This window comes from Streptomyces sp. TRM49041, from assembly GCF_008271805.1.
GTDB lineage: Bacteria > Actinomycetota > Actinomycetes > Streptomycetales > Streptomycetaceae > Streptomyces.
In genome coordinates, this window is the sequence record NZ_VSRY01000040.1 from 35523 (window position 1) to 62416 (window position 26894).

22 protein-coding genes and 1 pseudogene are annotated in these 26894 nt (G+C 73.3%); 15 read left to right on the forward strand and 8 right to left on the reverse strand.

Annotated features, from left to right (window positions below; all coding sequences use genetic code 11):
• The first annotated feature begins 163 nt into the window (after positions 1 to 163).
• The 14 genes from FVS66_RS01990 to FVS66_RS02055 all read left to right on the forward strand — a co-directional run bounded on the left by FVS66_RS01990 (position 164) and on the right by FVS66_RS02055 (position 18313).
• Positions 164 to 1264: a phenazine antibiotic biosynthesis protein gene (locus tag FVS66_RS01990; protein WP_187645347.1), complete on the forward strand. Its 1101-nt coding sequence runs from the start codon at positions 164 to 166 to the stop codon at positions 1262 to 1264.
• Positions 1264 to 2637, forward strand: a complete 1374-nt coding sequence (locus FVS66_RS01995) for an aldehyde dehydrogenase family protein (protein ID WP_149179202.1) — start codon at positions 1264 to 1266, stop codon at positions 2635 to 2637. Before FVS66_RS01990 ends, FVS66_RS01995 begins: the two co-directional genes overlap by 1 nt.
• Before the next feature lie 42 nt (positions 2638 to 2679).
• Complete coding sequence (locus FVS66_RS34755) at positions 2680 to 3207, forward strand: PfkB family carbohydrate kinase (protein ID WP_187645348.1); 528 nt, start codon at positions 2680 to 2682, stop codon at positions 3205 to 3207.
• Entirely contained in the window at positions 3194 to 4084 is an 891-nt protein-coding gene (gene metF / locus FVS66_RS02005; protein ID WP_149179203.1) for a methylenetetrahydrofolate reductase [NAD(P)H], read from the forward strand. The genes FVS66_RS34755 and metF overlap by 14 nt, the downstream gene beginning before the upstream one ends.
• 129 nt (positions 4085 to 4213) lie before the next feature.
• A complete protein-coding gene (locus FVS66_RS02010; protein ID WP_149179204.1) occupies positions 4214 to 4579 on the forward strand; it encodes a phosphopantetheine-binding protein in 366 nt (121 codons plus the stop codon).
• Positions 4572 to 7448 carry a type I polyketide synthase gene (locus tag FVS66_RS02015; protein ID WP_149179205.1) on the forward strand — a complete coding sequence of 959 codons (2877 nt, stop codon included), beginning with the start codon at positions 4572 to 4574 and terminating at the stop codon, positions 7446 to 7448. The genes FVS66_RS02010 and FVS66_RS02015 overlap by 8 nt, the downstream gene beginning before the upstream one ends.
• Positions 7445 to 8218, forward strand: a complete 774-nt coding sequence (locus FVS66_RS02020; RefSeq protein ID WP_149179206.1) for a thioesterase II family protein — start codon at positions 7445 to 7447, stop codon at positions 8216 to 8218. The genes FVS66_RS02015 and FVS66_RS02020 overlap by 4 nt, the downstream gene beginning before the upstream one ends.
• A gap of 13 nt (positions 8219 to 8231) precedes the next feature.
• A complete protein-coding gene (locus tag FVS66_RS02025) occupies positions 8232 to 9287 on the forward strand; it encodes an aldo/keto reductase (protein WP_149179207.1) in 1056 nt (351 codons plus the stop codon).
• A 51-nt stretch (positions 9288 to 9338) separates the two neighbouring features.
• Complete coding sequence (locus FVS66_RS02030; protein ID WP_149179208.1) at positions 9339 to 11831, forward strand: type I polyketide synthase; 2493 nt, start codon at positions 9339 to 9341, stop codon at positions 11829 to 11831.
• Positions 11832 to 11855: 24 nt separating this feature from the next.
• Positions 11856 to 13115, forward strand: coding sequence for a crotonyl-CoA carboxylase/reductase (gene ccrA / locus FVS66_RS02035; protein WP_149179209.1), 1260 nt, complete (start codon positions 11856 to 11858; stop codon positions 13113 to 13115).
• Positions 13112 to 14866, forward strand: a complete 1755-nt coding sequence (locus FVS66_RS02040) for a fatty acyl-AMP ligase (protein ID WP_149179210.1) — start codon at positions 13112 to 13114, stop codon at positions 14864 to 14866. The genes ccrA and FVS66_RS02040 overlap by 4 nt, the downstream gene beginning before the upstream one ends.
• 100 nt (positions 14867 to 14966) lie before the next feature.
• On the forward strand, positions 14967 to 15848 hold the full coding sequence (locus FVS66_RS02045; RefSeq protein ID WP_149179211.1) for a LysR family transcriptional regulator: 882 nt from the start codon (positions 14967 to 14969) through the stop codon (positions 15846 to 15848).
• Between the two features lie 62 nt (positions 15849 to 15910).
• Complete coding sequence (locus tag FVS66_RS02050; RefSeq protein ID WP_149179212.1) at positions 15911 to 17278, forward strand: cytochrome ubiquinol oxidase subunit I; 1368 nt, start codon at positions 15911 to 15913, stop codon at positions 17276 to 17278.
• A 45-nt stretch (positions 17279 to 17323) separates the two neighbouring features.
• The gene (locus tag FVS66_RS02055) at positions 17324 to 18313 is read left to right on the forward strand and encodes a cytochrome d ubiquinol oxidase subunit II (RefSeq protein WP_149179213.1); all 990 of its coding nucleotides are present in this window, start codon (positions 17324 to 17326) and stop codon (positions 18311 to 18313) included.
• Positions 18314 to 18440: 127 nt separating this feature from the next.
• Here FVS66_RS02055 and FVS66_RS02060 read toward each other — a convergent pair whose 3' ends face one another.
• Positions 18441 to 18941: a hypothetical protein gene (locus FVS66_RS02060; protein ID WP_149179214.1), complete on the reverse strand. Its 501-nt coding sequence runs from the start codon at positions 18939 to 18941 to the stop codon at positions 18441 to 18443.
• Between the two features lie 242 nt (positions 18942 to 19183).
• On the opposite strand from FVS66_RS02060, the gene FVS66_RS02065 reads away from it, so the two are divergent.
• A complete protein-coding gene (locus FVS66_RS02065) occupies positions 19184 to 19831 on the forward strand; it encodes a maleylpyruvate isomerase family mycothiol-dependent enzyme (RefSeq protein ID WP_399224682.1) in 648 nt (215 codons plus the stop codon).
• A gap of 9 nt (positions 19832 to 19840) precedes the next feature.
• On the opposite strand, the gene FVS66_RS02070 is transcribed toward FVS66_RS02065, so the two are convergent.
• The 7 genes and pseudogenes from FVS66_RS02070 to FVS66_RS34760 all read right to left on the reverse strand — a co-directional run.
• Positions 19841 to 21265, reverse strand: a complete 1425-nt coding sequence (locus FVS66_RS02070) for an NADH-quinone oxidoreductase subunit N (RefSeq protein ID WP_149179215.1) — start codon at positions 21263 to 21265, stop codon at positions 19841 to 19843.
• A complete protein-coding gene (locus FVS66_RS02075) occupies positions 21262 to 22767 on the reverse strand; it encodes an NADH-quinone oxidoreductase subunit M (RefSeq protein WP_149179216.1) in 1506 nt (501 codons plus the stop codon). The genes FVS66_RS02070 and FVS66_RS02075 overlap by 4 nt, the downstream gene beginning before the upstream one ends.
• A gap of 6 nt (positions 22768 to 22773) precedes the next feature.
• Positions 22774 to 24714, reverse strand: coding sequence for a proton-conducting transporter membrane subunit (locus FVS66_RS02080; RefSeq protein ID WP_149179217.1), 1941 nt, complete (start codon positions 24712 to 24714; stop codon positions 22774 to 22776).
• Positions 24711 to 25016: an NADH-quinone oxidoreductase subunit K gene (locus FVS66_RS02085; protein WP_149179218.1), complete on the reverse strand. Its 306-nt coding sequence runs from the start codon at positions 25014 to 25016 to the stop codon at positions 24711 to 24713. Before FVS66_RS02085 ends, FVS66_RS02080 begins: the two co-directional genes overlap by 4 nt.
• Entirely contained in the window at positions 25013 to 25573 is a 561-nt protein-coding gene (locus FVS66_RS02090; protein WP_187645349.1) for an NADH-quinone oxidoreductase subunit J, read from the reverse strand. Before FVS66_RS02090 ends, FVS66_RS02085 begins: the two co-directional genes overlap by 4 nt.
• Positions 25574 to 25588: 15 nt before the next feature.
• Positions 25589 to 26518 carry an NADH-quinone oxidoreductase subunit H gene (locus FVS66_RS02095; protein WP_149179219.1) on the reverse strand — a complete coding sequence of 310 codons (930 nt, stop codon included), beginning with the start codon at positions 26516 to 26518 and terminating at the stop codon, positions 25589 to 25591.
• Positions 26511 to 26894, reverse strand: a pseudogene (locus FVS66_RS34760) (hypothetical protein); the annotation flags it as partial. The gene FVS66_RS02095 and the pseudogene FVS66_RS34760, both read right to left, overlap by 8 nt.

Here is a 26894-nt window from a genome sequence, read left to right on the forward strand (position 1 = left end):
GTACGAACAAGGGGTGATTCGACCGCCAGACCCTCTCTCTCAAAAACCCTGCGGCGCAATGGAATTGAGTAGTCGTTACTCAGGCGTCCCTGGCGATTCCCTTGATCGAATGCCCTGTACACACTCAATTCAGCCCCGAGCCCGTGAGCGAATGGGAGGACGCGTGGCCCGTGCAGAGCTGTCGATCCTGGACCTGCCCCATGATGCGAGTCCTGACCCCGACGACGTCGTCCGGGCCGCGATGGAATGGCACTTCAGCCCCGAGACCGGTTCCCCGTTCTGGCTGCGCCGTATGGCGACGCTGGACTTCGACCCCCTGTCCGACGTCAAGGGACACGCGGACCTGAAGCTCTTCCCGAACGTCGCCAACGAACTGCGCGACGTGCCCGCGGCCGACCTGGTCCCGCGCGGCTACGGCGCACACTTCGACATCGTCGGCGTCTACGAGAGCGGCGGCACCACCGGCGCCCCCAAACGCGTCGTCTGCCCGCGCGACTGGCTGGAGCGGCTCGTCGCCTGGAGCAATGCCAACCTGGACGTGCACGGCTTCCCGCGCGGTGCCGACTGGCTCGGCATCACGCCCTCCGGCCCGCACATCGTGGGGGAGATCTTCCGCCGCTCCGCCCACACCCACGGCCGCCACGGCTTCCAGGTCGACCTCGACCCGCGCTGGGTCAAGCGCCTGATCTCCGAGGGCAAGGGCGCCCAGGCCGACGCGTACGCCGAGCACGTCGTCGACCAGGCCGCGCACATCCTGCGCACCCAGGACATCGGGGTGATGACGGTGACCCCGCCCCTGCTGGAACGCATCGCCCAGCGCGAGGAACTGGTCGACCTCGTCAACGCCAAGGTCCGGGCGATCCGCTGGGGAGGCACCCAGATGGACCCCGACACCGCCCAGTTGTACCGCACCGACATCTTTCCCGGGGCCACTCTCTACGGCCACTACGGCAGCACGATGATCCTCGGCATCGCGGGCGAGCGGCACGGCACCCCGCCGGGCGAGCCGTGCGTCTTCGACACCTTCTCGCCGTACATCACCTTCCAGGTCGTGGACCCCGGGACCGGTGACCCCGTCGCCTACGGCCGGCGCGGCCAGGTCGTGATGCACCATGTCAGCAAGGCGCTGCTGCTGCCCAACAACCTGGAGCGCGACACCGCGGTCCGCGTGCCCGCGCCCGACGGGGCGATCGGGGACTCGGCGGCGGGCATCGCCCCCGTGGCCCGCTTCGACGACGAGACCGTCATCGAGGGGGTCTACTGATGGGCGACCCCGGACTTCCGGTCCTGGACGCACTGGGCCCCTCCGGCCCGTACCGCACCCACACCCGCCAGGAGATCACCGACGTCACCGGCGCCGTCATGGCCGGGATGAGCCTCGCGCCCGTGCTGTTCGTCAACCGCGCCATGAAGGCCCTGCACGCGGCGGCGCCGCTCCCGGCCGCCGAACGGTCCGCCGCGCTGGCCCGCGCGGCCGAGCTGTTCCGGTCCGCCACGCTCGGCGGGCTGACCGTACGGGAGTACGAGCAGGCGGTCACGCGGGTGTCCGGGCTCCCCGTCTCCGTCGTCCGGACCGCCACCAGGACCTGCGCCGAACGGGTCGGCCAGTCCTACCGCAGCGTCCAGCAGGCCCGCCCCTCGGGCGCCGTGAGCGACTGGCGCGACCCGCTGGCCCGTACCGGGCAGGCCGTGTGGAGCCGGCGCGGCGAGGTGCTGGCGGTGCACGTACCGGGCAACCACCCCGGCACCCACGGCTTCTGGCCGGAGGCGCTCGCCCTCGGTTACCGCGTCGCGGTGCGCCCGTCCGCCCGGGAGCCGTTCACCGCCCACCGGCTGGTCCTGGCGCTGCGCGAGGCCGGGTTCGGAGCCGACCATGTGGTGCTGCTGCCGTGCGGGCACGAGGCCGCCGACGCCATCGTCCGCAATGCCGACCTCGCCTACGGCGGCGACGAGATCATCCGTGGCTACGCCGACGACCCGGACGTGCTCTCGCTGCGCCCCGGCCGATCCAAGATCCTCCTCACCGCCGACACCGACTGGCGCGACCACCTCGACATGATCGTCGATTCTGCGGTCCGGCACGGCGGGAGCGGCTGCGTCAACGTCACGGCCGTCCTCGTCGAGGGTGACCCGGCACCTCTGGCCGGAGCCGTCGCCGAGCGGCTGGCCACGCTGCCGAGTCTGCCGCCCCACGACGAGAAGGCATGCCTGCCCGTGCAGCACTTCAAGGCGGCACGCGCGCTGGAGCGGTTCGTACTCGACCGGGCGCGGGGTACACGGGCCTGGCTCGGCGGCACCGGTTTCGTCGACGAACTCGGCGACGGCAGCGCCGTCCTGCGCCCCGCCGTCCACCAGACCGCGGCCGCGGACGCCCCGCAGATCGGCGTCGAGGTCCCCTTCCCCTGCGTCTGGGTCGCGCCGTGGAGCCGCGACGACGGCATCGAGCCGCTCCGCGACACGCTGGTGCTCACGGCCGTCACCCAGGACGACGCCCTCGTCGACGCGCTCGTCGCCGAACCGACGATCAGCAATCTGCACGTGGGCGGCCACCCCACGCACTGGCACCGCCCCGGACTGCCGCACGACGGCCACCTGGGCGAGTTCCTGATGCGCAGCAAGACCGTCTTCCGTCGCTGAGTCCACCGTCAGCCAGCAGCCGCTGCAACCCCGGGGAGCGTTGTGTCCCGTCGTCTCTTCACATCGGAGTCCGTGACCCAGGGTCACCCCGACAAGATCGCTGACCAGATCAGCGACACCGTTCTCGACGCGCTGCTGCGGGAGGACCGACCTCCCGCCAACGAGTACGAGGCCGCCCTGCCGGCCGAGCGCACCGGTCGCGCGCGCGAGGACATCCTCGCCGGCGTCGGCACCTCGGTGACCACCCTCGGGGAGCGCGGCGTCCGCGTCGAACGGCACGGGCGGCCGGAACTGCTCGTGCCCGCCGTGCCACGCGAGCGGGTCACCGATCCGACCGGTGCCGGCGACGCCTTCCGCGCCGGGTTCCTCGCCGCCGTCGCCCACGGCCTGCCCCTCACCCCGGCCGCCCGGCTCGGCTGCGCCCTCGCCTCCTCCGTGCTGGACACCGTCGGCACGCAGGGCTACCCGGCGGACCCGGCGCGACTGCGCGCGAGCGTACGGGAGACATACGGCGCGGAGGCGGCCGCCCAGCTCGCGCCGGCCCTGGAGGCCGTACATGAGCCTGCGTGACGTACTCGCCACCGGCACCCCCTCCTTCTCCTTCGAGTTCTTCCCGCCACGGACGGAGAAGGGCGAGCGCACTCTGTGGGACGCCGTACGCCGTATCGAGGCCCTGGCACCCACCTTCGTCTCCGTCACCTACGGCGCCGGCGGCTCCTCGCGGGACCGCACGGTCGGCCTCACCAAGCGCATCGCGGCGGACACCACCCTGTGCCCCGTGGCCCATCTGACCGCCGTCGGCCACTCGGCCGCCGAACTCCGCCACATCATCGGCCAGTACGCGGACGCGGGCGTCCGGGACGTCCTCGTACTGCGCGGCGACCCGCCCGGAGACCCGCGGGGCCCGTGGGTGCCGCACCCCGAGGGCTTCGCATACGCCCATGAACTCGTCTCACTGGTACGGGCCATGGGCGACTTCAGCGTCGGTGTGGCGGCCTTCCCGGAGCGACACCCCCGCTCACCCGACTGGGACAGCGAGATCCGCCACTTCGTCGACAAGTGCCGGGCCGGCGCCGACTACGCCGTCACGCAGATGTTCTTCCACGTCGAGGACTATCTGCGGCTGCGCGACAGGGTGGCGGCCGCGGGCTGCGCCATCCCGATCATCCCCGAGATCATGCCCGCCACGGACGTACGCCAGATCCGCCGCTTCGCCGAACTCAGCGACGCCGCCTTCCCCGAGGCGCTCGCCCGGCGGCTCGACGCGGCCCGCGACAGACCGGCCGACAGCCACCGCATCGGCGTGGAGTACGCGACCGCCATGGCCGAACGGCTCCTCTCCGAGGGCGCTCCCGGGCTGCACTACATCACCCTCAACCGGTCCACGGCGACCCGGGACATCCACCGCGCCGTGCTGGCCTCGCGGTACGCGACGGCCGCGTCATAAACAACGCTTCTGCCCACCGGGGAGGGTTTTTATTGGACGCCTCCCGGAGGGGAGGCAGATGATTCTCGGGAAGCCGCCGGAAAGTCGCGGCGAAAGGCGCGCAAGGCGAGCCCGAGGGGGAGGAACGGAGTGGACTACGCAGCGGATTCGGCCACCGCGGACATGGTCGCAGAAATCTGGCGCGATGTTCTGGAGCTCTCCGAAGTGGGGCCCGACGACAATTTCTTCGATCTCGGCGGGCATTCCATTCTGCTGCAGCTGGTCCAGAGCCGTGTCGCCGAGCGCACCGGAAAGGACGTCGCACTCATCGAACTGTTCAACCACCCCACCGTGCGGACGCTCGCCCGCCACCTCGACAGCGGGACGGGCGGCGGGACGGACAGTGGCGGCCCGCGGAGTGGGCGCCGGGCGGGCGGACGGGCCAACCGCCTGGGCAGCCGCCGGGCACGGCTCGGCGGCAACGGCTCGCAGGCCCGAGGAGACTTCGGTGAGTGACTTCGACGACCGCACCGACGACAGCGCGTTCATAGCCGTCATCGGTATGGCGGGACGCTTCCCCGGTGCCCCGGACACCGACGCGTTCTGGAGCAATCTGACCGAGGGGCGCGACACCGTCACCCGCGGCACCCCTCAGCTCTTCCCGGGCGGCGCTCCCGACGGCTCCGACCAGACCCATGTCCCCGCCCGGGGGCTCCTGGACCGGCCCGAGTGGTTCGACGCCGGCTACTTCGCGTACTCCGCGAGGGAGGCCCTGCTCATCGACCCGCAGCACCGGGTCTTCCTGGAGTGCGCGGTCGAGGCGCTGGAGAACGCGGGACAGGACCCGGACCGCTTCCCCGGGGCCGTCGGCGTCTACGGCGGCTCCACCGAGACGCCCTACGCACGGACCCTGCTGGCCCAGCGGCCATGGCTCGGCGACCTCACCGAGGACGACGTCCTGCTCGCCACATCACCTGACTTCCTCGCCTCCCGCACCGCCGAGCGCCTGGGCCTGCACGGCCCCGCGGTCGCCGTGCAGTCCGCCTGCGCAACCGCGCTCGTGGCCGTCCACACGGCAGCCCGGGCCCTCCTGTCCGGCGACTGCGACATGGCACTCGCGGGCGGAGTGGCCGTCCACGTCCCGCCGAAGAAGATCACCTGGACCGGTGCGGACGGCACCCTCGCGCCCGACGGCACCTGCCGCCCGTTCGACGCGCGCGGCGAGGGCACCGTGGCGAGCAACGGTGTCGGCGTCGTCGTCCTGAAACGGCTGGCCGACGCCCGCTCCGACGGCGACCACATCCGTGCCGTACTGCGCGGATCGGCCGTCACCAACGACGGCGCCGCCCGGATCGGCTTCACCGCGCCCAGCGTGCGGGGCCAGGCGGCCGCCGTCCGCGAGGCGCAGCTGGCCGCCGGCACGGACGCCAGGACCATCACCTATGTCGAGACGCACGGCACGGCGACCCCGCTGGGCGACCCCATCGAGATCGCCGCCCTGACCGAGGCGTTCCGTGAGGACACCGACAACCGGGGCTTCTGCGCCATCGGCTCCGTGAAGAGCAACATCGGCCACGCCGACGCCGCCGCCGGAGCCGCCGGACTCATCAAGACCGTCCTGGCGCTGGAGCACGGCGAGATCCCGCCCAGCCTCCACCACACCGAGCCCAACCCCCGGATCGACTTCGAGTCCGGCCCGTTCCGGGTCGCCACCCGGTTACGCGACTGGCGGCCCGAGGGCACCCCACGGCGCGCCGGGGTCAGCTCCTTCGCGGTCGGCGGCGTCAACGCCCACCTCGTCCTCGAAGAGGCGCCCGCCCGCCGGGCACAGGACAGCGACCGGTCCGCCCAGCTGTACATCCACTCGGCGCGGACCGAGTCCGCGCTCCGCGCCCGGGTCCGCCGCCTGGCGGAGCATCTGGTCCGCGACCCGGCGCTCGCGCCGGCCGACGTCGCCTGGACCCTGCAGACCGGGCGCCGCGAGCACGCCTACCGCGCCTTCCAGGTCGTGGGGCCGGACGGAACACCGGCAGAGGAGGGCGCGGCACAGCCGGTCCTCTCCGGCGTCGCTCCCGCCCGTGAGCGGCCCGTGGTGTTCCTCTTCCCCGGGCAGGTCGGCCCCGCCGGGGCATGGCGGCTGCACTCCACCGAACCCGCTTTCCAGGAGGCGTTCCAGGCGTGCACGGCGGCCCTGGAGCCCCGGACCGCCAAGTCCGTGAAGGACGTCGCACGCGGCCTCGCCTCGCCCAACGACCCTGTCGTGCACGACACATACGTCTTCGCCCTCGAATACTCCCTCGCGGCCCTGTGGCGGCGCTGGGGGATCCGCCCCGCCGCCGTCCTCGGCACCGGGGCGGGGACACTGGCCGCGGCCGCGGTCGCCGGGGCGTACACCGTGCCGGACGCGCTGCGCCTGGTGGCCGAGCGCGCCCGCGCCGGAGCGGACGCGGAACGGGCCGCGCCCGTGGAGCAGCTCGACGGCACCACGCCGCAGCCGCTCCAGGTTCCGGTCGTCCTTCCCGACGACGGCACATGGCACGACACCGGTACGGTCCTCGGCGCCGCACGCTGGTGGCGGGCCCTGCGCGGGCGGCCGCCGGCGGACGCCGCGCTCGGCACCGTCCTGGCCGGGCCCGACCGCATCCTGCTGGAGGTCGGCGCCGGTACGAGCCTGACGTCACTGGCCCGGCGGCAGCCCGCCCACACCGGCCGCCACCTCCTGCTCGGCACCCTCCCGGACCTGGAGGAGGACGGCGCCGACGTACTGCCCGCCCTGTACAGCGCCCTCGGGCGGCTGTGGACCGCGGGCACGGCCGTCTCCTGGGAAGGCGTCCACGACGGCGAGCACCGCGCCAAAGTGCCGCTGCCCGCCTACCCGTTCGAGCGCCTGCCCTTCCTGCTGCGGCACCCCGACGAAGCGGACGACGAGACGGCCCGCGCCATGGGGTCCCGGACCGCGACCGCCACAGCCCCGGACCCGCGGCCCCTCGGCGGCGCGACGCCCGCCGCCACGGCGGGGCACGGTGAGGTCACCGGGACGGAAACCGCCGGTGGTGAGCCGCCGACGAGCGGCGGCCCGGCGGCGGACGACACATCCCGCCCGGACGCCGGACCGGCCGACGACACGCCCCTGGCCCTGGTCCTGCGCCTCTTCGGGGACGCCCTCGGACTGCCGGACATCGAACCGGACGAGAGCTTCTTCGAACTCGGCGGGGACTCACTGATCGCGGCCAGGCTGCTGGCACAGATCCGCGAGACGTACCCCGTGGAGATCAGGATGCGGTCGCTCTTCTCGTCCGCCACGGCCGCCGACCTCGCCGCACTGATCGAGCGGCAGCTCGCCGACCCCGACCGGGGGACCGGCACGGACGAGGAGCCTTCATGACGGACACCCCGGACCCGGCGTCCGACGCGGTGAAGACCCCCGAGAGCCGCTGGCTCTCCAGCCGACGCCAGAAGACGGACACCGCACTGGATCTGTTCTGCTTCGCCCACGCGGGCGGATCGGCCGGCGAGTTCCTGCGCTGGTCCGGCGGCCTGCCCGGCGTACGGCTCTGGGCGGTGAAGCTGCCCGGCCGCGCCCCGCGCCAGGACGAGCCGCCTTACACCCGGATGACCGCCCTGGTCGACGACCTCGTGGCACAGGTCGAGTTCGGCCGCAGGGACTTCGCCTTCTTCGGCCACAGCCTCGGCGCCCTGGTGGCCTTCGAGGCCGCCCGTGCCCTGCGCAGGGCCGGCCGCCGACAGCCGAGCCGGCTGCTGCTCTCCTCCATGCAGCCGCCGCCCATCACCACCCGGCAGGCCGCACACCGGCTGCCCGGCGACGAGCTGCTCGCCGAGGTGGAACGCCGCTGGGGCGCCCTGCCGCGGGCCATCCACGACGACCCGGAGCTGAGGGAGATCGTCCTCGGCTACTTCCGCGCCGACGCCGAACTCGCGGAGACGTACGCGTACGTGCCCGAGGATCCGCTGGACGTCCCCGTCACCGTGTTCGCCGGCGACCAGGAGGACCGCGACCAGCTCGGCTGGCACGTCCACACCCGGGCGGAGTGCGACACCCACGTCCTGCGTGGCGGCCACTTCTACTTCCGCGACCCGGAGCAGCAGCGCGAACTGCTGCGTCTCATCGGCCGCGCGCTGAGCGCGGAGAAGTGAGGGAGACCGAGCTGTGCGTTACACGACCTTCGGCCGCAACACCGGCCTGCGCGTCTCCGAGTACGCGCTCGGCACCGCCAACTTCGGCACGCTGTGGGGCGGCGGAGCCAAGCGGGACGAGGCCCGCAGGATCTTCGAGCGCTTCTCGGAGGCCGGCGGCACCCTCATAGACACGGCCGACAACTACCAGATCGGCGAATCGGAACGGCTCCTCGGCGAGTTCATCGCCGCCGACCGCGACCAGTATGTCGTCACCACCAAGTTCTCGCTCGGCGCGGGCCGCCCCCGGGTCTCCGGCACCGGCAACAGCCGCAAGAACATCCGCGGCTCCGTCGAAGCCAGCCTCAAGCGGCTGCGCACCGACTACATCGACGTGTACTGGGCCCACCTCCCCGACGGCGTCACCCCCGTCGAGGAGATCCTGGAGGCACTGGACGACCTCGTCCACAGCGGCAAGATCCTCTACGCCGGGCTGTCGAACTTCCCCGCCTGGCGGACCTCCCGCGCGGTGACGACCGCCGAACTGCGGGGCCTCACCCGGCTGGTGGGCGTCCAGTTCGAGTACAGCCTCGCCGAGCGGGGCGCCGACCGTGAACTGCTGCCCATGGCCGAGGGCCTGGGCCTGGGCACGGCCCTGTGGTCGCCGCTGGGCGGCGGGCTCCTCACCGGCAAGTACCGGCAGAGCCGCCGCGGCAGACTCAGCGACTGGGACGGCCTCGCCATCCGCGTGGAGGACAGCGAGCAGCGCACCGAGATCCTCGACACGCTGCTCGCCGTCGCCGAGGAGACCGGAGTGTCCGCCGCCCGCGTCGCGATCGCCTGGCTCCGTGCCCGCGCCGCCCGCTCCGCCACGGCGATGGTCCCCGTCATCGGGCCGCGCACCGTCGACCAGCTGGACGACTACCTCGCCGCCCTCGAACTCACCCTCGACGACGAGCAGGTGGCCCGGCTCGACAAGGCCAGCGCCATCCGCCTTGGCCAGCCGTACGAGCTGATCGCCGGACACCGCGACGCGGCGCTGGGCGGCGTGGCGGACCGCTTCGTCCACCCGGCCACACCTGTGGCGTGAACCCACCACCGAGTACGAGGAGTCGACCGTGAACAGGAGGGGCGGAGCGGCATGACCGCGACGGAACCGGCCGACGGCGAGGCCCATGTCGCCGTCATCGGGATGGCGGTGCGGTTCGGAGAAGCCGCCGGTCCCGATGCGTACCGGGAACAGCTGCGCACACCCGGCGGCGCGGACACCCGCCGGCCGCTGGCCGACCCCTACGCGTTCGACAGCCGGTTCTTCGGCATCTCGCCGCGCGAGGCCACGGTCCTGGACCCGCAGCAGCGGGTCCTGCTGGAGTGCGCGCACCACGCGCTGGAGGACGCCGCGCACGACCCGTCGCGCGAGGACCAGGTCGTCGGGATCTACGCGGGCGGCAGCACCACCTCCCACGCGGCGCTCCTGCGGGAGCGGGCCGACCTGCTCGCGCATGTCGACGACCGCCAGGTGCGGGCCGCGACCGGCGCCGACTTCCTGGCCGCCCGGGCCGCCTACAAGCTGGGCCTGACGGGACCGGCCGTGTCCGTGCAGGCCGCGGGGGCGACCGCGCTCGTGGCGGTGCACACCGCCGTGCAGGCCCTGCTCGGCGGCGAGTGCGATGTCGCGCTGGCCGGAGCCGTCACCGTACGCGCGGACGCCGACGCCCGGGGCGCCACCGGAGGCTGCGCCGTCGTCGTGCTCAAGCCACTGGCGGATGCCCTGGAGGACGGCGACCGGATCCACGCCGTCGTGCGCGGTACCGCCGTCGGCAGGTCCCGCCCTGGGGAGTCCGGCCCGGACGGGCGCGCCCGGATCGCCCGGGACGCCCGGCGCGTGGGCGACGTGGCACCGGGGACGGTCGCCGCCGTCGACACACCACCCGGCGACGGGGTCACGGACGTCGCACCCGCCATGGCCGCCTTCGTACGCGCCGTGCTCTGCGTACAGGACGGCACACCACCGGCGGACGGCACACCACCGCCGGACGCCGACCGGTCGGACGCGGAAGGGTCGGACGCGGAGGGGTCGGACGCGGAGGGGTCGGACGCGGAGGGGTCGGACGCGGAGGGGTCGGAGGCGGACGGGTCCGACACCGGCCGGTCGGGCGCGGGCCGTCCGCGGCGGGCAGGGCTGAGCGTCTCCGCCCCCTTCGGCCTCCACGCCCACGTCGTCGTCGAACAGCCCCCCGCCCCGCGGAGCTACCCGTCCCCGCCGGAGCCGGAGGAGTCCCCGGAGCGCGGCGCGGCATGGCAGCTGCTGCCGCTCTCCGCCAAGACCCCCACCGCCCTCGCGGACACGGCGGCGCGCCTGGCACACCACCTCCAGGACCCCCGGCGAGGCGGCGCCCCGCTGCGCGACGTGGCCCGGACCCTGCAGACCGGACGCACCGCGCACGCCCACCGGGCCTGGGTCGTGGCGCGTGACGCCGCCGAGGCCGCCGAAGCGCTCGCCGGCCTGAAGATCAAGGAGCGGAGCGCGCATGACCCCGGCCGCGACGCGCCCCCCGTGGTCTTCACCTTCCCCGGGCACGGCGGCCAGCACATGGGCATGGCCCGGCAGCTCTACCGCACCGACCCGCTGTTCCGGGCGGACGTCGACGCCGGCGCCCGGCATGCGAGGGCCGAGGCGGGCCTGGACCTGCGGGCCGTACTCGACCCGGAGGGCGAGAAGGCCGAGGAGCAGGCGCGGCACGCGCTGTCCGACGGGGCCGTCGCCCAGCTCGCCGTGTTCGTCCTGGAGCACGCGCTCGCCCGCGCGTTCATCCGCTGGGGGGTGCGGCCGGCGGCGGTCGTGGGCCACAGCCTCGGCGGCTACGCGGCCGCCTGCGTCGCCGGTGTCTTCTCCTTCCCGGACGCCCTACGGATGGTCGTACGCCGCACCCGGCTGCTGCTGAGCCTCGCCCCCGGAGCCATGGCGGCCGTACGCATGCCCGAGGAGGAACTGCTGCCGCTGCTGCCGGCGGGCGTCGACATCGGCGCGATCAGCGGGCCCGACCAGGTCACCATCTCCGGACCGCGCACCCCGGTGGAGCGGTTCGTCGAGGAGGCGACCGCCGAGGGTCTCGAAGCGCGGCTCCTGAAGATCCCCGGAGCCGGACACTCGTCCCTCGTCGAACCGCTCCTCGGCGACTTCGCCGCCTTCCTGGAGACCGTGGAGTTCCACGCGCCGCGCATCCCGGTGATCTCCGACACCACCGGCACCTGGGCGAGCCCCGACGAGATCACCACCCCCGCGTACTGGTGCGCCCACATGCGCAGGACCGTCCGCTACCACGACGTGCTGGAGACCCTGAGCGCCTACGAGCGCTGCGCCCTGCTCGAGGTCGGCCCCGGTACCACGCTCACCGCCCTCGCCCGGCGCCACGGGGGGCTGCGGCACGGCCGGCACGCCATCCTGCAGGCGCTGCCCCACCCGACCGACCCGACGCCCGACATGAAGATCCTGCTGTCCGCTCTGGGCGCGCTGTGGGCGGCCGGAGCCGACGTGACCTGGGCCGCGCTCCCCACGGATGGGACGCCCCGGAGGACCGGCCTGCCGGGACACCCCCTCCAGCGCGCCCAGTTCCCCCTGCCCGCGAACTGACGAGAGACCAGGAGACCAGTGACCATGGGGAAGACGCTGTACGAACTGGGCGAGATGCCGCCCCTCGGCTCCGTGCCGGAGAAGATGTACGCCAGCCTGATCCGCCGGGAGCGGTTCGGCGAACCCCGCAGGGCGTTCGCCACGGAGGTCATCGACACGCCCAGGCCCGGCCGCGGCCAGGTCCTGGTCTGGGTGATGGCCGCCGGCATCAACTACAACAACGTATGGGCCGGTCTCGGCTTCCCGCTCGACGTCATCGCCGCCCGGCAGAAGCGCGGCGAGACGGAGGACTTCCACATCGGCGGGTCGGAGGGCTCCGGAGTCGTGTTCGCCGTCGGCGAGGGCGTCTCAGGGGTGTCCGTGGGCGACGAGGTCATGCTCTCCGGCGGCCAGTGGGACGAGCACTCCGAGGACATCCGCCTCGGCGGCGACCCGACCTTCGCCTCCAGCCTCCAGGCCTGGGGGTACGAGTCGAACTACGGCTCCTTCGCACAGTTCGCCCTGGTCCAGGACTTCCAGTGCCACCCCAAGCCCGAGAACCTGACGTGGGAGGCCGCGGCCGCCTTCATCCTCACCGGCGCCACCGCGTACCGCCAGCTGTTCGGCTGGGCGCCCAACACCGTCCAGCCCGGTGACCCGGTGCTGATCTGGGGCGGCGCGGGCGGCCTCGGCTCCATGGCGATCCAGCTGGTGCGCAACGCGGGCGGCATTCCCGTCGCCGTCGTCTCCAGCGAGGAACGGGGGGAGTACTGCCGTCGCCTGGGCGCCGCGGGCGTGATCAACCGCCGTGACTTCACCCACTGGGGCCGTATGCCCGACCTCGGCGACCCCGCCGCCTACGCCGCCTGGATGGCGCAGGTCCGCGCCTTCGGCCGCAGCTTCTGGGAAGCCGTGGGGGCACGACGCGCACCGAAGATCGTCTTCGAGCACAGCGGCCAGGACACCATCCCCACCTCGATGTATCTCTGCGACACCGGCGGCATGGTCACCATCTGCGGAGGCACCTCCGGATACGCCGCCGACGTCGACCTGCGCTTCCTGTGGATGCGCCAGAAGCGGCTCCAAGGCTCCCACGGCTTCAACCCCGCCCAGTGCCGCGCGATCATCAAGCTCGTCGCCTCCGGACTCGTCGACCCCTGCCTCTCCCGGATGTTCACCTTCGACGAGATAGGGGAGGCCCACCAGCTGATGCACGAGAACGACCAGCCGCCCGGCAACATGGCGGCCCTCGTCAACGCCCCCCGGCCCGGGCTCACCACCCTGGAGACGGACGGCCGGCCATGAGCACCGCGCCACGGCCTCCGGGCGATGCGCAACGACGCCCGTCGACCCTGCCCGCCCTGCTCGCCCGACACGCCGAGGAGACCCCGCACCAGGTCGCGTACGTCTACCTCCGCAACGGCGAGGAAGTCGGCGAGCGGACCACGTACGCCAGGCTCCACACCGACGTCCGGACCCGGGGGACGGCGCTCGCCCGGGCGGCCGCCGGCGCCCGCAGCGCCGTGCTGCTGTACCCCAACGGCCTGGAGTTCGTCCGGAGCTGGCTGGCCTGCACCACCGCCGGGATCATGGGAGCCCCCCTCCAGGTACCCACGCGCCGGCACGCCGTGCGCCGCCTGCGCACCGTCGCCGACGACGCGGGCACCACCCTGGTGCTCACCACCGGGGAGGTCCGCGACCAGGTGCTCGCCGACTTCGGCGGCCTCCCCGAGCTGGCCGGGCTCGACCTCGTCGCCAGCGACGAACTCCCGGCCGACACGGCCCCCGGCACCCCGCTGCCCGAGACCCGCCTCTCGGACGTGGCGCTGCTCCAGTACACGTCCGGCTCCACCGGCTCGCCCAAGGGCGTCATGGTCACCCACGCCAACTTCTGGGCCAACGCCCGGGAGACCGACGAACTGTGGCCGCTCGGCGACGACGGCACCATCGTCTCGTGGCTGCCGTTCTTCCACGACATGGGCCTCATGCTCGGCGTGGTCCTGCCGCTCTGGGCCCGCCGCCCCGCCTGTCTGATGGGCCCCGAGGCATTCATCCGCCGCCCGGCCCGCTGGCTGGAGGCCCTGTCCCGGTACGGCGGAACCCACTCGTCCGCCCCCAACTTCGCCTACGACCTGTGCGTCCGCGGGGACGGTGTCCGCGGCCCGCTCGACCTGTCGCGGTGGCGTGTGGCCATCAACGGCGCCGAGCCGGTGCGCACACACACGGTGCGCGACTTCATCGGGAAGTTCGCTCCGCACGGCCTCGACCCGCGCGCGGTCTCACCGGCCTACGGACTCGCCGAGAACACCCTGAAGGTCAGCGGCAGCCCCGGCGGCACCGAACCGGCGGCGCTCCTGCTGGACGCCGCCGAGCTGGGCCGCGGCAGGGTCGTCCGGCTCCCCGAGGACCGTGAAGACACCGCAGGCGCCGCCACGGTGATGAGCTGCGGCGGCACGGTGGGAGACACCCGGGTACGCATCGTGGACCCGCGTACCCGGAGGGCCGTCGGCCCCGACGAGGTGGGCGAGATCTGGGTGTCGGGGCCGTGTGTGACGGCCGGGTACATCGGACGCGAGGACGAGACCGAGGGCACCTTCCGCGCCCGCGTCGCCGGCGACGAGGCGTCCGGGCCCCACCTGCGGACCGGCGACATGGGTTTCGTCCGGGACGGCCAGGTGTACGTCACCGGGCGGCTGAAGGACCTCATCGTCGTCAAGGGCCGCAACCACTACCCGCAGGACCTCGAGTACACCGTGGAGACCAGTCACCCCCTCCTGCGCACTTCGTCCGCCGCCGCGTTCGCGGTGGACACCGGCGAACGCGAGGCGCTGGTCGTCGTGGTGGAGGGCGACAGCCGGCTGCTGCGCTACGCCGGCGCGGAGGAGGTCACGGCGGCCGTCCGCGACGCCGTACGCCGCGACCACCGCGTCGACGTCGAGGAGGTGGTGCTGATCCGCCGCGGCACGCTGCCGAAGACCACGAGCGGAAAGGTGCGCCGCCGCAGCTGCCGGGAACGGTACGAATCGGGGTCGCTCGCGCACCTCACGCGGATTTGACGTCCACCGGACACGAACGTGAAGGAACGCTGCCGTAAATGACCGCCAATTGTCCGCTCGCGAAGGGATGTTGACGTTCTACGCCGGTACGATGAGGCACATGGAGTTACGCCAGTTGGAGTACCTCGTGGCCGTCGCCGAAGAGGCGAGCTTCACCAAAGCCGCCGCCCGCGTATTCGTGACGCAGCCCTGTGTGAGTGCTCAGATAAGGCGGCTTGAGCGAGAACTCGGACAGGACTTGCTCGACCGCGGCGGCCGGACGGTACAGCTGACGGAGGTCGGTGCCGCGGCCCTGCCCCACGCCCGCGCCGTACTCGCGGCGATGGACGGTGTCCGCAATGCCGTGGACGACTTCACCGGACTCGTCCGAGGGCAGGTCGTCATCGGCTCGGTCGCCTCGTCCCTCTCCGTGGAACTCCCCGAACTCATAGCCGACTTCAGCGAGAAATACCCGGCGGTGGAGATCTCTCTCTCCGAAGGGACCACCGACCAGCTGGCGGACTCCGTACGGGCCGGGCGGACCGACGTCGCGATCATCGGCGTCTCCGCCGAACCCCCGGCCGGACTGGAGACCCAGGTCATCGCCGACGAGTCCCTCATCGGCGCGGTCAGCCACGACCACCCTCTGGCACGGCGGACCAGCGTTCCTCTCGAGGACCTGGAGTGCCACGCCCTGATGTGCCTGCCCGTCGGCAGCGGTCTGCGGGCCGCCGCCGACGCGGCATGGGCAGCCGCCGGCGTCCGGCCCCGGATCGCGTTCGAGGCGGGCGACCCACGCGTGCTGGCACAGCTCGCCTCGCGCGGCCTCGGCGTGGCGATCCTTCCCGAGCGGTTCGTCCGCGGCCACGCGGGCCGGCTGCACCCGGTCGAGATCCTCAGCCCGCGGCTGCGCGGACGGCTGGCACTCGCCTGGCGGTCCGGCGACCGGATCGGCCCGGCCGCCCGGGCCCTGGTGGCGCACGCGCGCTCGGTGCTGGCCTAGGTCGTGTCCGGCACGGACACGCGCCTCCGCGCTCCCCGTACACCTCACCCTGGAAAGCGACCGTGAACGCAGTCGACCTCGCCCGGCTCCAGTTCGCCACCACGGCGACGCTGCACTTCCTCTTCGTCGCCCTCACCCTCGGGCTGGTCACGGTCGTCGTACTGATGCAGACCCGGGCCGTACGGACCCGTGACCCGGAGACGAAGGCGACACGGATGCGCCGCGTCCGCTTCTGGGGCGGGCTCTATGTCATCAACTACGCGCTGGGTATCGTCAGCGGGCTCGCCCAGGAGTTCCAGTTCGGGCTCAACTGGTCCGGACTCTCGCACGTCATGGGCAACATCGTCGGCGCACCGCTGGCCATCGAGACCATCGTCGCGTTCTTCCTGGAGTCCACGTTCCTCGGCATGTGGGCCTTCGGCTTCCACCGCATCCCCGCCCGCGCACACCTCGTGCTGATCTGGCTGGTCACCCTCACCGCCTACGCCTCCACGTTCCTGATCATGGTGGTCAACGGCTTCATGCAGAAGCCGGTCGGCTACGAGACGACCGGTGGGGTCGCCCGCGTCGTCGACTGGGGCGCGGTCTTCGCCAACGAGGCGACCTGGTACGCGGTCGTGCACATCGCCGGCGCCGTGGCCCTGCTCGCCGGCATGTTCCTCGCCGCGGTCAGCGCGTACCACCTCCGCCGCGACCAGGAGGTCGCCTTCTTCCAGCCCACGCTGGCGCAGGGATCGGTGGTGGCGGGTATCGGCGCGTTCGTCACCGTGACCGCGGGCGGCGCCCACCTCGTCGCGCTGAAGGACTACCAGCCCGAGAAGTACGCCGTGCTGATGGGCGAGTCCGGTGCGCGGCTGGACGCGGCCAGGGCCGCCGCGGCGGCCCGGTACGGCCCGGGGGAGTGGCTGCCGCCGGCCTGGGTGGGCATCGCCTCCCTGGCCATGCTCGCCATCGGCGTGTTCCTGCTCCTGCTGGCCTGGATCCCGGCGACCGCCGCGGCGGGCGGGAAGGGTGTACCGCTGTCCCGGAAACGCTTCCGGCTCCGGCTGGCCATGGTCCTGCTGCCGTTCGGGTTCGCCGCCCTGGTCCTCGGCTGGCTCAGCCGTGAGGTCGGACGCCAGCCGTGGATGGTGACCGGCGAGCTCACCGTGGAGAAGGCCGTCAGCGACGTCTCCACCGGCGGGATGCTGCTGTCCTTCATCGCCTTCACAGCCGTCCTGCTCACCCTCGCAGTCGTCGACTGGACGCTGATCTCCCGCTTCGCCCGCCTGGGACCGGACAGCGGATTCATCGGCGACCCCGGCATGTTCCCCGGCCCGGAGCAGCAGCCGGACCCGGACCGCGCCCGGGCGGCCGACCCCACCGACGACCGCACCGACGACCGCACCGACGACCCCACCGACGACGCCGACGCTCCGTTCTCCTACTGACCCGGCCGACCGCGCACAGCCGACAGGACTCGACAGGACTCCGCTGTGGACATCTTCTGGTACGCCCTGATCGGGCTGCTCTTCACCGGCTATCTGGCCCTGGAAAGCATCGACTTCGGCGTGGGCCTGCTCTTCCTCCTCGCCCGCGAGGAGCGGGACCGCGAGCGGCTGCGCCGCGGCGTCGTACCGCTGTTCCTCGCGAACGAGGTGTGGCTGGTCGCCACCGTGGGCCTGCTGTTCGGGGCGCTCCCGCTGCTGGAGGGCGAGCTGCTGCACGCCCTGCGCACGCCCGTCGTCCTGCTGCTGAGCGCCTGGTACCTGCGCGACGCCGCCCTGTGGTTCCGCACCGCGCATCCGGGGGCGGGCTGGCGGCGTACCTGGGACGTGGTGCTGCCCGCCGCGAGTCTGGTGCTCGCCGCCGGGTGGGGCGCCGTCCTCGCCGCGCTGATCCGCGGGCTCTCCACGGACGGCCACGGTCACGCGGTCGCCGCCGCCGGCGATGTGGCGCACCCGCTCGCGCTTCTCGGCGCGGCCTTGGTGGTGGCGGCCTGCCTGCGCCAGGGCACCCTCTTCACCGCCCGGCGTCTGCCGCACGACAGCCCCCTCCTCGGCCGGCTGAACCGGTTCTCCCGGCCGCTCACCCGGTGTCTGCTCGGGCTGGTCCTCCTCGCCGCCGTACGGGCGGCCGGTGTCACCGACGCCCCGGTGACCGTACTGCTCGTCGGTGTCCTCGCGGCCGCCGGGGTGTACGCCTCCGAGCGCTCCGCGGCGGCCGGCCGGCCGGGCACCGCCCTGCTGCTGGGGGCCGCCCCGCTGCTCGCCCTGCCGGTGACGGTGGGCCTGGCCAACGGCACCACCGTGCTGGCCACCCGTTCCGGGGAGGGCGCGCTCGTACTGTCCGACGCGGTCGCCGACCCGGCCTCGCTGACGCTGCTGTCGATGACGGTGCTCCCCGCGCTGATCGCGGTGGCCTTCGGACAGGTGTGGATGTGGCGCGTCTTCGTACGGCCGCAGGTGCGGCAGCGGACGCCGTAGCGGCGGCGGGGAGCCGCTGGGCGAGGCGCCTCCCGGGCCGGGTGCCCCCGGGTGAGGCGCTCCGGGCGAGGCGCTCCCGGGCGGCGGCGCGGGCTTCGGCGCCCGTCCCGCCGCCCGGGATGCCGTGTCAGCCGCGTGTGCCGGTGGCCGACACCTGGTTGGTCGCCACCAGGAGACCCGCGCCGTCGTAGGTGACGGCGGTGCCCGAGCTGGTGAACGTCCTGCCGCCGTGGCACAGGACGGCCTTCTGGCCGATCTCGATGCGGGCCACCAGATTGCCGTCGGCGTCGTGGAACCGCTCCGTCATGCGGAACGTGAACGTGGTCCGCCCGGTGGCCGTCCATGTGCCCGTGCCGCCGACGTTGTTGGCCAGCGTGCCGTCCGCGGCGACCGTCAGGACCGAGTCGATGACGTTGCCGTCGTCACCCGTCGCGCGCACCGACCAGGTCCCCACCGCGGTCGGCGCGGCGGCGATCGGCGTGGCGCGCTGCGGCTGCGCGCCGGCCCCCTCCCGTGCCACCGCGACGCCTGCCATCGGTACGACCGCCAGTGCGGCCGCCGTGGCCGCCCCGAGACCCCGTCTCCACACGGCTGCCCCCAGCTTCCTGTGCGCAGAGGTCAGTTCCATGTCTCCCCCTTGAATTTCCGTCTCCGGCCCCCGTCCGGGGCCACAGGATCGTACGACGGCTGTCCTGAAAAACTCCGTCAGAATTCCCCGCAGGAATGTCGGGAAATGCAAGGTGGAGGACAGAGGAATGCAGCGGATTCGGACCCTCCGGTCCGAGAGCGGCACAATCCGTGGCGATCGTTTCCGGACACGGGAACCGACACCACTTGGACTCGTGGTCCCGCCGCGACATGATGGGGATCATGTCCAACACGGCGGATCGGCACAGCACGGATCAGGTCAGGGCGGCGATCGCCGCCGAGCGGCGTGAGTTCGCGGAGCTGCTGGACGCTCTGCCCGCCGAAAAGTGGGACGCCCCCTCGCTCTGCGGCGGCTGGCGGGTCCGCGAGGTCGCCGCCCACATGACGATGGGATTCCGCTACTCCCTGCCCAAGATGGCCCGCGAACTGGTCAGGGCGCGCGGCAGCCTCGACCGCATGACGGACCACTGCGCACGCGCGGACGCCGCGGCCCACTCGACGGCCGAACTGGCCGCCTTCCTGCGGGACAACGCCCACCACCCGTGGAAGCCACCGGTCGGCGGCATCGCCGCGGCGCTGGGGCACGACGTCATCCACGGCCTGGACATCACGGTCGCGCTGGGCATGGACCGCCGGGTGCCCGAAGACCGGTTGCGCGTCCTGCTCGGCACGGTCACTCCCCGCACGGCCAGGTTCTTCAAGGCTGACCTCGGCGGTGTCCGGCTCCGCGCCACCGACCTCGACTGGTCGTACGGCACCGGAGCGCCGCTGTCCGGCACGGCCCAGGACCTGCTCCTGCTGGCCTACGGCCGCCGCCTCCCCGCCGGCCACCTCGAGGGCGAGCACCAGACACGCTTCACACTGCGCTGACCGGCGGCGTCACGGCAGCAGGGCCCCGGCGGTCAGCGGCAGGACCGCCCCGCCCGCCACGCCCAGCAGGAGCGACACGGCCGCGGCGGTGCAGGCGGTGGCGGCCGACCACGTCCCGAGCACCGTGTGGGCCACGGCGGGCGGTCCGGCGGGCGCCGTCCGGAAGAGGGGCCCGAGCCAGCGCAGGTAGTAGAAGAGCGACGCGACCGTGTTGACGACGGCGAGCGCGGCCAGCCAGCCGTAACCCCCGTCGATCGCGGCGCTGAAGACCAGCAGCTTGCCGAGGAAGACCCCGGTGGGCGGCGTACCGACCAGACCGAGCAGGCAGACCACCAGGACGGCCGCCAGGGCGGGGCGGCGCGCGGCGAGACCCCGGTAGTCGTCCAGGGTCCGGGCGTGCGGGAGTTCGGTGACGACGGCGAACGCGCCGAGGTTGGTGACCGCGTACGCCGCGAGGTAGAACAGCAGTCCGCTCTGGGCCAGTTCGGCGCGCGTGGCGACGGCCACGGCCATCAGCAGATAGCCGACCTGGCTGATGGTGGAGTACGCCAGGAGTCGTTTCACCGACGTCTGGAAGAAGGCCGCCAGGTTCCCCAGCGTCATGGACGCGGCCGCGAGGACCGCCACCAGCAGCGGCCAGTCGACGTCGCTCGCGGGGAGGGCCTGGTGCAGCAGACGGTACGCGGCGATCAGTCCGCCGACCTTCGGCAGCGTGGTGACGTACGCCGCCACGGGCGCTGTCGCACCGTCGGTGACATCCGGCACCCAGTAGTGCGCCGGCACTCCGCCGACCTTGAACAGCAGCCCCGCCAGGACCGCGACGAGCCCGACCGCGACGAGCCCGTACGGGGCGTCCGGCAGCGTGGCGCGGAGCTCCCCGTACAGGGTGGCGCCGCCCGCGCCGTACAGGATCGCCGTGCCGGCGAGCAGGACGACGCCCAGCAGCGCACCCATCAGGTAGTACTTCAGGGCCGCCTCGGTGCCCGCCGCGTCCTTGGCGAAGCCGGCCAGGGCGTACGCGGGCACACTGGCGAGGAGGTAACCGGCGAAGAGCGTCAGCAGATCGTTCGCGCCGATCATGGCGAGAGTGCCGAGGCCGGTCAGGAGCAGCAGTACGTAGTACTCGGTCTCCCGCCGGTCGCCGCGTACCGTCTCCACCGACATGGCCAGGACGAACAGCAGTGCCCCCAGCACGACGAGGCGCCCCACGCTCGTCGCGGTGTCCACGGTGAAGGCGTCGGAGAAGACCGCACGTTCCCGGCCGGTGGCGAGCGTGACCGCCGTGGCGGCAAGGCCGGTCGCACAGGCGGCGGCCGCCAGGACGCCGACGGCCCACTGACGGCCACGCGGCAGCCACGAGCCCGCGAGCAGGCCCCCGACGGCCGCCACGGCGAGAGCGACCTCGGGGATCAGGGGGCCGAGGTCCTCGTTCACCGGGCGACCAGTCCCACCAGGGTGCGGCTGGCCGGTTCGACGACGTCCAGCAGGAAGCGCGGCGCGACACCGATGACCAGCGCCACCGCGAGGAGCGGCGCGACGGAGCCGGTCTCCCGGGCGGCCAGGTCGGTGAAGCCGCCCGACGCGACGCTGCCCGGCAGCCGCGTCGGGCCGAGGAGCATACGGCGCAGGGCGCGCAGGAACAGGGCCGCCGTCAGCAGGATGCCGGTCAGGGCGATCGCGGTCGCCGTCGCCTGGGACGCCAGACTGCCGGTGAAGATCTGGAACTCGGCGATGAACCCCGAGAAGCCCGGGATACCAAGACTGGCGAACGCCCCGACCGCGGTGAGCGCGGCGAACCTCGGCGTCGGCCCGGCAAGCCCGGAGTACGCGTCGATGGTGTATGTACGGCCCCGGTCGTACAGGAACCCGGACAGCAGGAACAGCGCGCCGGTGATCAGACCGTGGCTGACCATCTGCGTCACGGCGCCCGTGACGGCCAGCGAACGCGCCTGGACGTCGGTGCCGGCGAGCACCCCGGCGGCACCCACGGCGAGAATGACGTACCCCATGTGGTTGACGGACGTGTACGCGATCATGCGCTTGAAGTCGGTCTGCGCCATGGCCACCAGCGCCCCGTACACGGCCGACACGGCGCCGACGACGATGAAGACCAGCGCGTACTGGCGCCAGCTCCCCGGCAGCAGCGGCATCGCGATGCGCACGAACCCGTACGTCCCCATCTTCAGCAGGATCCCCGCCAGGATCGCCGACCCGGCGGCGGGGGCGTCGGTGTGGGCGGGCGGCAGCCACGTGTGGAACGGCACCGTCGGGGTTTTGACGGCCAGTCCGACGCCGAGCGCGAACAGCACCAGTCCCGCGTACGCGCCGCGCCCGGACAGCGGATCGTCACGGGCGATGTCGACCATGTCGAACGTATGCGGATCGGCGGCCAGATACAGGCCGATGAAGCCCAGAAGCAGCGCGAGCGATCCGGTGAAGGTGTACAGGAAGAACTTCAGCGCCGCCGCTCTGCCCCGCTCGCCGTGACCCCAGCCGGCGATGACGAAGAACATGCCGACGATGGACAGGTCGAAGAAGACGAAGAAGAGGATCAGGTCCAGGGCGACGAACAGCCCCACACACATGGTCTGCAGGAAGAGGAAGAGGCACACATACGGGCGGACCCGGTGGGTCTCCCGCAGCGAGTAGACCGCGACTGCCAGGAACAGCACGTTCGTCAGCGCGACCATCGGCAGCGACAGCCCGTCCACGCCCACGTGGTAGCCGACGCCCGCGCCGGGGATCCAGCGCGCCCGCTCCTCGTACTGCATGCCCCCGCCCGGATCGAAGCCCGCCCACAGCGTGACGGCCAGTGCCAGTTCGGCCGCCGTCACGGCGATCCACACGGTGAGATACACGCGGTCCGGCAGCGGGCGCGGCACGAGCAGCAGCGCGCCGCAGACCAGGAGCGGCAGGAACGTGACGATGCTCAGCACAGGAGGTCACCCGACCAGGAGCAGGAACAGAGCGAGGAAGGCGAGCCCGAGCGCCGCCTGGACGTAGTACTGGTGCAGCAGCCCGGTCTGCGGACGCCGGGCGAGCAGGCCCAGCCGGCGGGTGCCCGCGGCGACGGCACGGACCGCCCCGTCGACCCCGCTGTCGTCGGCCCGGCCCGACCAGCGCGCGGCCACAAGACCGCCACGCGCCACCTGCCGTACGGCGCCGTCCACGACCCGGTCGTCGCAGCGGCCGGCCCACCGGGCCGCCATCAGCACCCCGCGCGCCACCCGCCGCACCCCGGCGTCCAGCACCCGGTCGTCGAACGCGGCCAGAGCGCCCGCCAGGGCGACGACCGGCCGGACGACCACCGCGTGGACGGCCCGCTCCAGGTGGAGCCAGTCGGCCGGCCACGGCAAGGAGAGCCCCCGTACCGGCCCCCACCACCAGGTGAGCCCGGCAGCGGCCAGGGCAAGCCCTCCGGACAGGGCCGACTCCCAGGCGTGCGGCTCCGGTTCGCCGGGCGCCCCGACGGCCGAGCGCAGCGCGTCCGACACACCGGGCAGCGCCAACACCCCCAGCACGGCGGCGCCCAGGGCGAGCACGACCAGCGGCGGGCGCATCGCCCGGGGTACCCGCCGGGCGCCGCGCCGATGGTCGGCGTCCCCGGCGGCGGCGTCGGCCGGCAGCGGGCGGCGGAGCACGTACCAGAGGGCCTTCATGCTGTAGACGGCCGAGACGGCGGCGGCCGCGAGCCCGACCGCGTACAGTGCCGGGCCGCGTACGAGGGCGGCGGCGAGCACCTGGTCCTTGGTGGCCCACAGCGACAGCGGCGGCAGCCCGGCCAGCGCCAGTGCGCCGACCGCGAAGGCGGCTCCCACCAGCGGGTACTCATGGGCGGCGCCCCGCAGCGCCGACAGGCGTGCGGTGCCCAGCGTCGTCAGCCAGGCGCCCGCGGCGAGGAACAGCCCCGCCTTGACGGCGGCGTGCGCGACGAGCTGCGCGGTGCCCCCGGCCACCCCCTCGGCACCGGCGGCGAGCACCATGAAGCCGACCTGCGCGCAGGTCGACGCGGCCAGCAGCTGCTTCAGGTCGGACTGCGCGACCGCCACCACACCGAGGAGCAGCGCGGTGAGCGCCCCCACCCAGGCGACCAGCGGCAGCGCCCACGCGGTTGCGGCCGCCAACGGGTTCAGCCGCAGCAGCAGATACGCCCCCGCTGCGACCATGGCCGCCGAGTGCAGCAGCGCCGACACCGGGCTGGGGCCCTGCATGGCCCCCGACAGCCAGAAGGAGAAAGGCAGTTGCGCCGACTTGCCCAGCGCGGCCACCACCACGCCGGCGGCCACCACTTGAAGCCAGGGCGACCGCGTCGTCGCCAGCGCGTCCAGCTCCAGGGACCCGGTGCCGCCGGCCAGCGCGGCGCCCGCCGCCAGATAGAGCCCGAGGTCGGCGGCGCGCGTGGTCAGGAACGCGGTGTCCGCCGCCCGTACCCGGTGCGGCTGCCGCCACCAGTAGCCGATCAGCGCCCAGCTGGTGGCCCCCATCACCTCCCAGGCCATCAGCAGCGGCGGCAGCGTGGTCGCGGTGACGGTCACCAGCATCGCCCCCGCGAAGAGCAGCATCAGCCCGAAGAACCTGCCCCGGTTCTCGTCGCGGCCGAAGTCCCCGGCGGAGAAGACCAGTACGGCCGTGGTGACCGCCGCGACCGTCACCACCAGCACACCCGACAGCCCGTCCACCGCCAGACCCGCCCGGACCCCTGCGAACAGCGGCGCGCCCGCCACCGGCCGCACCACCGCCGCCGCGACGGCCAGACCGAGCGTGACCAGCGCCGCGGCCACACCGACGGCGGGCGCGACACGACCGACGCGCCGCCCGGCGCAGCCCAGCGACGCCCCGGTGCCGAGGGGCACGGCGACCAGCGCCCACAGCAGCGCGCTCATCCCTTGAGGTCCTCGGCCATGTCCGTCATGTCGATCCGCCGTGCCCGGTAGATGGCGGTGGTCACCGCGAAGCCCATGGCCATCTCCACCGCCATCGCCACCACAGCGGCGACGATCACCACCTGGCCGCCCGCGGCGCCCGGGGCGAGGAAGTGCCAGAACGCGGCGGCGGCGACCATGACACCGCCGATCATCAGCTCCAGGCCCATCATGATCATCACGATGGACTGCTGGGACAGCGCACCGTACAGGCCCGTGGCGAACAGCCCGGCGGCCAGCAGGAGAAAGGCTTCCAGGATCACCGGCCGACCCCTCCGCCCGCGGGATCCCGCGCCGGACGCCGGTCGAGGCCGTCGCCGAACCGGTCGTAACGGCCCCGGTGGGTGGCCAGGACCGTCGCCGCCACCATCGTGGCGAGCAGCGCGAACCCCAGCGTGATCATCGTGAACATCTGAGCGCTCATCAGGGACTCACCGACCTGGAACGTGGTGTCGGCGGGCGGCGCCCCCGTCCGGCGCGGCCACGGCACGAGGAGGACGCCGACGGCGAGTGCCACGAACACGCCCGCGCCGACGGCCAGCGAGCCGCGCTGGTTGTGCACCATCGACATCGGCATCAGACCGGCCGGGTTCATCATGTAGGCGATCATGAACACGGCCATGACCACCATCTCCATGACCATCATCAGCACGATCACGACCCCGAGATACGGCAGCCCCAGCAGGATCACCTCGCCACCCACGCAGGCCAGCGACGCGAGCAGCGCGAAGGTGACCCGGGCCATCGACCGGCACCGGAACACCAGGACGCCGAAGGCCAGGGCCAGTACGCCGAGGACCCAGAAGAGGACGGTGGACACGGGGAAGGGCGCCTCCTAACGGCTGTCGAGCACGACGAGCGCCGGTACGAGCGCCTGCGCGATGGTCAGGGGGATGAGCACGACCCAGGCGAACTCCACATAGCGGTCGGCGCGCACCATCGGGAACCGGCGCCTCGCCCACACCAGGAGCGCCAGCACCGCCAGGGTCTTGACGAGCGACCAGGCCCAGCCGGGCACGCCGCCCGGCCCGGCGCCGCCGCCCAGGAACAGCGGCACCGCCATCGCGGCCCCCGCCGCCAGCCACAGCCACCGACCCGCCCGGATCAGCAGCCGGTCGGGCCCGGACAGCTCACCGAACACCCCGTCGGCGATGTCCCGCCCCACGGGGTACGCGAACGGCCCGAGGAAGCTGAACGCCAGCACACCCGCCAGATACGCGGCGAAGGCGACCGGCATCCAGACCGCGAACCACAGCCCCTCCTGGGCTGCCACGATGTCCCCGACCCGCAGCGACTCCGCCCCGGTGGCCGCCGAGATGAGCGCGAACATCAGCGGCAGTTCGTACGCCAGCCCCTGGGCGATGTAGCGGTAGCCGCCGACCAGCGAGTACGCGGCGTTCGGGCCCCACCCGGCCAGCCACAGCCCTGCCCAGGTCAGCACCTCCATGGCGTTGAACCAGACCACGCCCACCGACAGATCGGCGACCGCCGTGCCCCCGAAGGGCACCACCAGCACCGCCAGTACGGCGGCGACCGGCACTGTGACCACGCCGATCCGCCCCAGCAGCACATCGGACGCGGGCGTACGTCGCGGCTGGGCCACCAGCAGCCGTGCCACCTCCCGCAGCCGCCCGCCGGCCGCCGCGACGGTGACCGGCCGCCCGGCCTCCGCGGCGGCCAGCAGCGCGTCACCCGCCACCGCGACGACCGCGAACCCCGACAGCAGTACGGGCGCGGCCGCCACCGCCCACCACGGCTCAGCCACGCGCGGCCTCCGCACGGTCCGGCGCCGGGTCCGGGTCCAGGTCCAGGCCCGCGACGATAAGCCGGGCCGCAGCCAGCTCCGCGCCCTCCAGCAGCCGGGGCAGCAGCTCCAGCGGCACGGCCGACGGCGGGCGACGCCCGTCCAGCGGGGCCGGGTCGTCCAGCCGGCCGAGATCGTCCAGCACGGAGCGGAGCCGCGCACGGTAGCGGGCGGGTACGTCCCCCTGGGCCTCGGTCAGGTCGCCGATCCCGCGCGTCAGCCAGTACAGGGTGCGCGACCGGCCGACCCGCCGGGCCAGCCGCTCCGCCCGGGGCCGTACGGCGGCGCCCGCCGCCCCGTCCAGCAGGTCGTCCCGGAGCCGCCGGGCCGCCGTGGC